Genomic DNA, 8,356 nt, shown 5'->3' with positions numbered 1-8,356 from the left:
CCCACCCGACCCCGCCCCTGCCGCTGCAACCGGCGGGCTATGCCTTCGCGATCTGGGGCGTGATCTATGCCTGGCTGGTGGTGCATGGCTTCTACGGGCTGATCAAGCGCGACACCCATCCCGACTGGGATGCGGGCCGCTGGCCGCTCTTCATCTCGCTGGCGCTTGGCACCGGCTGGCTTGGCGTGGCGCTGACCAGCCCCGTCATGGCCACGATCTTCATCTTCGCGATGCTGGCAGGCGCGCTTCTGGCCATGCTCCGCGTGCCGGTCGACCAGGACATCTGGCTGGCGCGCATGCCGCTCGGGCTTTACGCGGGCTGGCTGACTGCGGCCTCTTTCGTAGCCGGGTCGACCGTGTTGGCGGGTTGGACGGGGCTGCCGCCCCTCGTGGCGAGCTTCCTGGGGCTGGCTGGGGTCGCGGCACTTGGTGGCGCCGTCGCCAGCCGCAAGCCGCCCCTCAGCTACCACGCGGCCCTGACCTGGGCCCTGGTCGGCGTGGCGGTGGCAAGCGCGGGCATGGACACATCGAACGTGGTGTTTACAGGCGCGGTTCTGGCCGCCGCGATCGCCGTTGCGTTCCTGGGGGTCCGGCAGGCGATGGCAGACCGCTGAGGGCTGGCCCCTTTACCGGGCCTGCCCCCTCGGCTAACAGGGCTTGAGGCAACGGGCAAAGGGGCAGAGCGCATGCGCATTCTCATCACCAATGACGACGGCATCAACGCCCCGGGCCTGAAGGTGCTGGAGGCCATCGCGCGCGGGATCGCGGGTAAGGATGGCGAAGTCTGGACCGTGGCCCCCGCTTTCGAACAATCCGGCGTCGGGCATTGCATCAGCTACGTGCACCCCACGCTGGTTTCGCGCCTCGATCCCTATCGCTACACGACCGAGGGCACGCCCGCCGACTGCGTGCTGGCCGCGCTGCACGACATCTTGAAGGACTCCCGCCCCGACCTGGTGCTGTCGGGCGTGAACCGGGGCAACAACGCCGCGGAGAACGTGCTTTATTCCGGCACCATCGGCGCGGCGCTGGAGGCGGCCCTGCAAGGCGTGCCAGCCATCGCCCTGTCGCAGTATTTCGGCCCCGACAACCTGCAACTGGACGACCCGTTCGAAGCCGCCCTGCAACATGGGGCCGGGCTGATCCGGGCCTTGCTCGATCATGGTCACTGGGACGAGGAAGACTACCGCGTCTTCTATAACGTGAATTTCCCGCCCGTGCCCGCAAGCCAGGTGAAGGGCCGCAAGGTGGTGCGCCAGGGTTTCCGGCGCGGGACGCATTTCAGCGCCAAGCCACACACCGCCCCCAACGGGCGCCGCTTCGTCTGGATCACCGGCGGGTCGCAGCATAACCCGACCGCCCCCGACAGCGACGCGCAGGCCAATCTCGACGGCTATATCTCGGTCACGCCGCTGCGCGCGGACCTGACTGCGCATGACGTGCTGACCGATCTGAAAGCCCGCCTCGAATGAGCTGGTCGCCCGAGCAGAAGATGCAGTTTCTGTTCCACCTTCGCCAGAAGGGGGTCACGAACCCGCGCACGCTCGGGGCGATGGAGAAGGTGGACCGGGGCCTGTTCGTGAAGGGCCATTTCGAAGACCGGGCCTATGATGACATGCCGCTGCCGATTGCCTCGGGCCAGACGATCAGCCAGCCCTCGGTCGTCGGGCTGATGACCCAGGCCCTGAACGTGCAGCCGCGCGACAAGGTGCTGGAGGTGGGAACCGGCTCTGGCTACCAGGCCGCGATCCTGAGCCACCTGGCGCGGCGCGTCTATACCGTGGACCGCCACCGCCGCCTGACGCGGGAATCCGAAAAACTGTTCGAATCCCTCGGCTTGCACAACATTACGGTGATCAGCGGGGACGGCAGTTTCGGCCTGCCCGAGCAGGCCCCCTTCGACCGGATCATCGTGACCGCCGCTGCCGAGGACCCGCCCGGCCCGCTTCTGGCACAGCTCAAGGACGGGGGCATCATGGTGCTGCCCGTGGGCCAGTCGGACGCGGTGCAAAGCCTGATCAAGGTCACCAAGACCCCCGACGGACTGGACTACGAAGAACTCTGCCCGGTGCGCTTCGTTCCGCTGATCGAGGGGCTGGGCAGCGAGTGATCCGTCCTTTGGGGTGGAAAACAACGCCGATTCGCGTGTAAAACCCACGAAATTCCGCGACATGCATTCAGCGCGGCGCGCCCCCTGCTCGGGGCCCGAGAAGACAATAAGTTGAGGTATCAGAGCTGATGACCAGGTTGCCCCTTATCGCCCTTGGCCTGTCGCTGCCGCTGCTGGCAGCCTGCGTGACGCCCGGCGGCTTCGATTTCGACATGCGAAATAACGGGATCTCTGCTGCGACCCCGGAAAACGTGGCCACCGCCCCACGCCCCGAACCCGACCAGTTCGGGCTGATCACCTATCCCAATTACCAGGTCGTCGTGGCCCGCCGGGGCGACAGCCTGGCCGACGTGGCCGAGCGTATCGGCATGAACCCGACGGAACTGGCCAGCTTCAATGGCCGCCAGGCCAGCGATATCCTGCGCGAGGGCGAAGTGCTGGCCCTGCCCCGCCGCATCACCCCGCCGGGGGCCAGCGCCGCCGGAACCGACATCACCGCCATCGCCAGCGCCGCGATCGACCGCGCCGATGCCGACGCGCCTGCGGAGCCCGCCGCGCCCTCCTTGCAGGTACAGGGCGGGGCCGAGCCGGTGCGTCACCGCGTGGCGCGCGGCGAAACCGTCTATTCGATCTCGCGCCTTTACGGCGTCTCGGTGCGCGCCCTGGCCGAATGGAACGGGCTCGGGCCGGAGCTGACCATCCGCGAGGGCCAGTTCCTGATCATCCCGCTCGTGCTGGAGCAAGGGCAAGCGTCGGCCGACGGCAATGCGCCGGGCAGCAGCGTGACGCCGGTGCCGCCCTCGGCCTCGGAACCACTGCCCGACGCGATCGAGACCGCGGAACTGCCAGATGCCCCCAACATGCAGGCCGACACGCCCACGCCCGAGGAAACCGCGGAAGAGATCGCCGCCAACGAGCCGCAGATGCTGCGCCCGGTGCAGGGCTCGATCATCCGTCCCTATAGCAGCCGCAACGAAGGCATCGACATCGGTGCAAGTGCCGGAACGCCCGTGCGCGCCGCCGCAGATGGCGAAGTGGCCGCGATCACCCGCGACACCGACCAGGTGCCGATCCTGGTGCTGCGCCATCCGGGTAACCTTCTGACGGTTTATGCCAATATCGACAACATCCGCGTGGCGCGCGGCGACCGGGTCAGCCGGGGCCAGACCATCGCCGATGTGGGGGCGGGCGACCCGGCCTTCCTGCATTTCGAGGTGCGCCAGGGCTTCGAATCCGTCGATCCCACGCCCTATATCGAGTGAGCGTCAGCCGGGATGAATGTCCCGGCGATACCTCTCGATGAAGCTGCGATTAACCTCGTTTGCCTGTCGCTCGATCCAGGGCGCCCCGAGCGCACCCGGTGGCTTGACCCCGAAGAAGCGGCAGGCACGTTTCACGGTGCCGAGCGCATTCTCTGACAGGTCTTCGTAATCCAGGCATTCATATTCGAATCCAAAGACTTGGGGCGCGACCCTCATGGCACCGTTCTGGTTTGAAAAGCCCAGGATACGGTTGTCGATATCGGTGCGGTCGTAAACGGCCTCTGCCTGCTTTCGGTGCTTGGAAATCCACTGCTTTGTCTGGTCGGCGATGGAATAGGACACAGCCTGTGCCAGCAGATCGCGGCGCTGGATATGCAGGACACGCACAGACGGATACATGCGCGTGATCCCGAACCGGTAGAGCATCGCGATCTGGTCGACAGACGCCTTGAAGCCGTGGCGGGGATGTTTCGCGGCGAAATGGCGGATGTAGTCGGGAAAATTCCTGATCCCTTCCCGCGCACTATGAGCCATCACGAAGTCGAAATTCAGCTGTTCGTGGAAGCCTGCCAGCCCTGGGCGTTCGCGCAGGTAGCCCGCCAGAAGGTTCGATCCACAGCGGTTCGTAAAGCCAAGCAGCAACAGGGGATGTTCGAAGACCGGCGCCCCGTCATACTGCACCCTGGACCGGAAATGGGCCCGGATCTTCGTCTCGTGAACGCCTGGGTCGTGGAGAAGCCTGAATACCATTGCTCGTGAAGCTTACCGCTTGTCCGGCCTCATGAATACCAGCCGGTCTTATGGAAATGACCCACACCTGATGCCCTGACCGGCGTCAGGTGGCAACCTTCACGCCGCGTCGTCCGGCCAGATCGGTGAAATACTGCCACGCCACGCGGCCCGAGCGGGACCCGCGCGTCGCCTGCCACTCGATGGCTTCCGCGCGCAGGGTGTCATCGTCGATCTCGACCCCGTAGGCGTCGCAATAGCCCCGGATCATCGCAAGGTAGTCGTCCTGCGTGCAGGGGTGGAAGCCAAGCCACAACCCGAAGCGGTCCGACAGCGACACCTTTTCCTCGACCGCCTCGGAGGGGTTGATCGCCGACGAACGCTCATTCTCGATCATGTCGCGCGGCATCAGGTGGCGCCGGTTCGACGTGGCGTAGAAGATCACGTTGTCGGGCCGGCCCTCGACCCCGCCATCCAGCACCGCTTTCAGCGATTTGTAGTGCTGGTCGTCATGGCTGAAGCTGAGGTCATCGCAGAAGAGCACCGTGCGCACGGGCGCCGCGCGCAGGATCCCCAGGAGCCGCCCGATCGAGGGCAGGTCCTCGCGCTGAACCTCGACCAGCTTGAGATCGCGGTTCTCAGCCTGAACGGCGGCATGCACCGCCTTGACGAGAGAGGATTTTCCCATCCCGCGCGAGCCCCACAGAAGGGCGTTGTTCGCGGGCAGTCCGGCCGCGAACTGGCGGGTGTTCTCCATCAGGATGTCCCGCGCCCGATTGATGCCCAGAAGCAGCGACAGGTCGACCCGGTTGACCTTGGCCACGGGATCCAGCCGGTCGGGATCGGCATGCCAGACGAAAGCTTCTGCCGCGGTCCAGTCAGGCGCTTCGGCGGGCGCAGGGCGCAGCCGTTCCAGGGCCTCTGCGATCCGCAGCAGCGTCGCGCCGTCGGTCATTTGCCCGGCTCCTCTGCCGGCTCCTCGTCCGCGAGATCTTCTTCGTCTTCGACAAGAATGCCCTCTGCACGCAGTTCCGCGTCGCGTTTCTTCTCGACCATGCGCACCAGCTGGATCGAGATTTCGTATAGCCCATAGACCACGACGAAGAGGATCAACTGGGTGATCACGTCGGGTGGCGTCACCAATGCGGCCAGAACAAGGATGCCCACGACCGCGTATTTGCGCACGTTGGACAGGCCCTCGGCCGACACCAGCCCCGCCTTGCCCATGAGCGTCAGCAGCACCGGCAACTGGAAGCAGATGCCGAAGGCGAAGATGAACTTGAGCTCCAGGTCGAGCGATTCCTTCACAGACCCGAGAAAGACGGTCTGAAGCTCTTCATTCGTGCCCGGCTCGACCGCTGCTTCCATCCCGGTGATCAGCGAGGTCAGCGCCGGGATCACGTCGGAGAAGCCGATGAAGAAGCGCATCGCCAGCGGCGTCACCACGAAATGGGCAAAGGATGCCCCGGCCAGGAACAGCAACGGAGATGCCACGAGGAACGGCAAAAAAGCACTCTTTTCAGAGCGATAGAGCCCCGGCGCCACGAAGCGCCACATCTGGTACGCGATGACCGGGAAGGACAGGCCGAAGCCCACGACCACGGAAACGCGGATGAGGGTGAAGAACTTTTCCTGTGGAGCCGTGAAGATCAGGCGCGGGTCTTCGCCCCGTTCCAGCAGGATGTTGCGGATCGGCTGGAACAGGAATTCGAGGATCGGCTCGGCGACGGTGAAACAGGCCACCATGGCGATGACGAAGGCCAGCACCGACCAGATCAGGCGGGTGCGAAGCTCTGCCAGGTGCTCGATCAGCGGGGCGGAGCTGTCTTGAAGCTCGTCTTTCTTGGTCATGTGTCGGCAGTTCCGGTGCGCGGCGCGGCGGCCTGCGGCTCTTCGGGGGCGGCGGCGGCTGCGGGCGCCTCGGCCCCGGCGTCGGCGCCCGGATCCTCTGCCCCTGCGGCCCGCGCCGCGGCGCGGTCACGTGCGGCGGTGACCCGCTGCTCGGCCTCTTCGTGGCGCTTCTTGGCCAGTTTCTCGGTCTCGGTCAGCGGCCGTTCCTTGCCGTTCTCGTCAACCGGATCGACCTTGAGCGCCGCATCCTTCAGCGCATCCAGCCCCATCTTGCGCGGGCTGGTGATATTGCGCAGATCGCGGGTGACGTCGGTGGCTTTCTTGAGATCCTTGGCCAGGTCGTCGAAGCCGGACTCGCTGGCAGCGGCGTTCATGGTTGTCTGAAACTCGCGCGCCATCGCCCGGATACGCCCGGTGACCTGCCCGAGCGTCCGGAACATCTTGGGAAGGTCCTTCGGCCCCACGACGATCAACGCCACGATGCCGACGACCATCAGCTCCCACATGCCAATATCAAACATGCCAGACCCTCGGACCGGTTAAGCCATCCCGAGGGGATCAGGCGTTTTCGCGTTCCCGCTCCGGGGTCACGTCGCGGGCATTCTCGCCCTCTTCGTTCGCGGCATTCTCGATTTCCTCGGTGCCGTCGCGCACGCCGCGCTTGAAGGCGGTGATGCCCTTGCCCACTTCGCCCATGAGGCCGGCAATCTTGCCGCGCCCGAAAAGCACCAGCACGACAACGGTAATCAGCAGAAGGCCCGGAAGGCCGATGTTGTTGAGCATGTCATTCTCCCTTGTCGGGGGCGTTCCCTGTGCGCCGCCCGTGAGTGTCACCGTCTATACCTATGGATTCTGTTGACAGGATCAAAGCCCCAATCTGTCACAGGACGGCAGAAATCAGCCGAAATCCGGGGCGCGCGCCCCGCTTAGCGGGCAAAGACGAAGCAGCGGTCGCGCCGGACGGTCAGCCACATTGCCATGCCGGGCTTGGGCAGGAAGACGGCGGGCACGGTCGCCTTGAGGATCTGGTTGTTGAAATCCATGCGGAATTCCACAAGGCTTTCGTGCCCCATGAAGCGGGCCCGCTCCACCACGCCACGGGCCGGAACGCCATCGAGCGGCGTCGGGTTCGGCCCCCGCCCGCCACGGTCGAAATCAATCTTCACATGTTGCGGGCGGAAAATGATCTCGACCTCGGTGCCATCGGGGTGGCCGGGCGCCAGGAACTGACCAAAGGCGGTATCGGTCAGCGCGCCCTTCACGGTGCCGGTGATGGTGTTGATATCGGAAAAGAAGGCCGCTGCGTCCCGGTCGGCTGGCGCGTTGTAGATATTGTAAGGCGCGCCCTGCTGCACGATCCGACCGCCGCGCATCAGCGCAATCTGATCGGCCATGCGCATCGCCTCTTCGGGTTCGTGTGTCACCAGCACGACGGCCGTGCCTTCCTCTTTCAGCAATTCCAGCGTCTCGTCGCGGATGCCGTCGCGAAGGCGGTTGTCGAGCCCGGAAAACGGTTCGTCCATCAGCATGATGCCGGGGCGGGGCGCCAGAGCTCGGGCGAGGGCCACGCGCTGTTGCTCGCCTCCGGACAGCATGTGCGGCGACTTTTCTCCGTAGCCTTTCAGATCGACCCGGCCGAGTAGTTCCTCGACCCGCGCGGCCTTCTCGGACCGGGTGCCTGCCAATCCGAAGGCGATGTTCTGCGCGACGGAAAGGTGGGGAAAGAGCGCGAAGTCCTGGAAGATGAGCCCGACACCGCGCGCCTCTGGCGGCAGGTGCAGGGTGCCATCGGCCAGGGTGCGGCCATCGACCGACACGGTGCCCGAGCTTTGCCGCTCGATCCCGGCAATGACCCGCAGCGTGGTGGTCTTGCCGCAGCCTGACGGCCCCAAAAGACACATCACCTGTCCGGGCGCCACTTGCAGCGACACGTCACGCAGCACCGTCCGGCCCGCGAAGGAGCAGGTCAGATTACGGACGTCCAGACGGGGGGGAGTGTGCACGGGGATTTCCGATCAATTGCCTCGGGTTTCGCGGATAACAGCCCTGAAACGGCGGTTCAAGCGTCGTGATCAGCGCGCCACCGGTCGATCAGGCGGACTCAGCGGCGCGAGAGAGTTCTGGTAGAGACTTTCACATATCCTCACAAATTTCTGGAATCCCTTTGCAAATATGCTTGATCCACAAACTTATCCACAGAAAACAAAGCCGCGATTCATCGGTTTGACGACCCCGTCCAGGTGAGAAGAACTCGTTCAGCGTCCCAATCTGGTATCAGATCGCGAACGTCCGGAAATCCACTCAACACCGCCCTGAATTCCCATATTTGATCAAAATTATTGACGCGTGCGTTGTCTCTTGCCGAGCTTTTACCACCCACGGCCAGCTGAATCTTTTTTGAGTC

Annotated in this window: 11 protein-coding genes; 4 read left to right on the top strand and 7 right to left on the bottom strand. The window is 64.8% G+C overall.

What is annotated here, in order from left to right:
• The 4 genes from ACEQXV_RS04175 to ACEQXV_RS04160 all read left to right on the top strand — a co-directional run.
• On the top strand, positions 1-614 hold a 614-nt coding region (locus ACEQXV_RS04175), incomplete at its 5' end, for a hypothetical protein (protein ID WP_370268034.1).
• 72 nt (positions 615-686) lie between these two features.
• Positions 687-1,472 carry a 5'/3'-nucleotidase SurE gene (gene surE / locus ACEQXV_RS04170; protein WP_370254069.1) on the top strand — a complete coding sequence of 262 codons (786 nt, stop codon included), beginning with the start codon at positions 687-689 and terminating at the stop codon, positions 1,470-1,472.
• The gene (locus ACEQXV_RS04165) at positions 1,469-2,110 is read left to right on the top strand and encodes a protein-L-isoaspartate(D-aspartate) O-methyltransferase (protein WP_370254067.1); all 642 of its coding nucleotides are present in this window, start codon (positions 1,469-1,471) and stop codon (positions 2,108-2,110) included. The genes surE and ACEQXV_RS04165 overlap by 4 nt, the downstream gene beginning before the upstream one ends.
• 128 nt (positions 2,111-2,238) lie before the next feature.
• Positions 2,239-3,372 (top strand): peptidoglycan DD-metalloendopeptidase family protein, encoded by a 1,134-nt coding sequence (locus ACEQXV_RS04160; RefSeq protein ID WP_370268032.1) that lies wholly within the window; start codon positions 2,239-2,241, stop codon positions 3,370-3,372.
• Between the two features lie 3 nt (positions 3,373-3,375).
• Here the strand turns inward: ACEQXV_RS04160 and ACEQXV_RS04155 are convergent, their stop codons facing one another.
• The 7 genes from ACEQXV_RS04155 to ACEQXV_RS04125 all read right to left on the bottom strand — a co-directional run.
• The gene (locus ACEQXV_RS04155; protein WP_370268031.1) at positions 3,376-4,122 is read right to left on the bottom strand and encodes a Stf0 family sulfotransferase; all 747 of its coding nucleotides are present in this window, start codon (positions 4,120-4,122) and stop codon (positions 3,376-3,378) included.
• Positions 4,123-4,207: 85 nt separating this feature from the next.
• On the bottom strand, positions 4,208-5,056 hold the full coding sequence (locus ACEQXV_RS04150) for an ATP-binding protein (RefSeq protein WP_370268030.1): 849 nt from the start codon (positions 5,054-5,056) through the stop codon (positions 4,208-4,210).
• Entirely contained in the window at positions 5,053-5,952 is a 900-nt protein-coding gene (gene tatC / locus ACEQXV_RS04145; RefSeq protein WP_370255527.1) for a twin-arginine translocase subunit TatC, read from the bottom strand. Before tatC ends, ACEQXV_RS04150 begins: the two co-directional genes overlap by 4 nt.
• The gene (gene tatB, locus ACEQXV_RS04140; RefSeq protein ID WP_370255528.1) at positions 5,949-6,473 is read right to left on the bottom strand and encodes a Sec-independent protein translocase protein TatB; all 525 of its coding nucleotides are present in this window, start codon (positions 6,471-6,473) and stop codon (positions 5,949-5,951) included. Before tatB ends, tatC begins: the two co-directional genes overlap by 4 nt.
• Positions 6,474-6,510: 37 nt before the next feature.
• Positions 6,511-6,735, bottom strand: a complete 225-nt coding sequence (locus ACEQXV_RS04135) for a twin-arginine translocase TatA/TatE family subunit (protein ID WP_370255529.1) — start codon at positions 6,733-6,735, stop codon at positions 6,511-6,513.
• Positions 6,736-6,878: 143 nt separating this feature from the next.
• Positions 6,879-7,955, bottom strand: a complete 1,077-nt coding sequence (locus tag ACEQXV_RS04130; RefSeq protein WP_370255531.1) for an ABC transporter ATP-binding protein — start codon at positions 7,953-7,955, stop codon at positions 6,879-6,881.
• A gap of 212 nt (positions 7,956-8,167) precedes the next feature.
• Positions 8,168-8,356, bottom strand: a 189-nt coding sequence (locus tag ACEQXV_RS04125; protein ID WP_370268028.1) for a hypothetical protein, incomplete at its 5' end; no start/stop codon positions are given.

The sequence above is a fragment of the Nioella sp. genome, assembly GCF_964229645.1.
Lineage (GTDB): Bacteria > Pseudomonadota > Alphaproteobacteria > Rhodobacterales > Rhodobacteraceae > Nioella.
The sequence above is the reverse complement of the archived record's forward strand: the minus strand, read 5'-3'. Positions and strand labels throughout refer to the sequence as shown.

Bases quoted from the DNA above. Each gene is read 5' to 3' on its own strand.
- surE (WP_370254069.1), top strand. From the start codon at position 687: ATGCGCATTCTCATCACCAATGACGACGGCATCAACGCCCCGGGCCTG.
- ACEQXV_RS04165 (WP_370254067.1), top strand. From the start codon at position 1,469: ATGAGCTGGTCGCCCGAGCAGAAGATGCAGTTTCTGTTCCACCTTCGC.
- ACEQXV_RS04160 (WP_370268032.1), top strand. From the start codon at position 2,239: ATGACCAGGTTGCCCCTTATCGCCCTTGGCCTGTCGCTGCCGCTGCTG.
- ACEQXV_RS04155 (WP_370268031.1), bottom strand. From the start codon at position 4,122: ATGGTATTCAGGCTTCTCCACGACCCAGGCGTTCACGAGACGAAGATC.
- ACEQXV_RS04150 (WP_370268030.1), bottom strand. From the start codon at position 5,056: ATGACCGACGGCGCGACGCTGCTGCGGATCGCAGAGGCCCTGGAACGG.
- tatC (WP_370255527.1), bottom strand. From the start codon at position 5,952: ATGACCAAGAAAGACGAGCTTCAAGACAGCTCCGCCCCGCTGATCGAG.
- tatB (WP_370255528.1), bottom strand. From the start codon at position 6,473: ATGTTTGATATTGGCATGTGGGAGCTGATGGTCGTCGGCATCGTGGCG.
- ACEQXV_RS04135 (WP_370255529.1), bottom strand. From the start codon at position 6,735: ATGCTCAACAACATCGGCCTTCCGGGCCTTCTGCTGATTACCGTTGTC.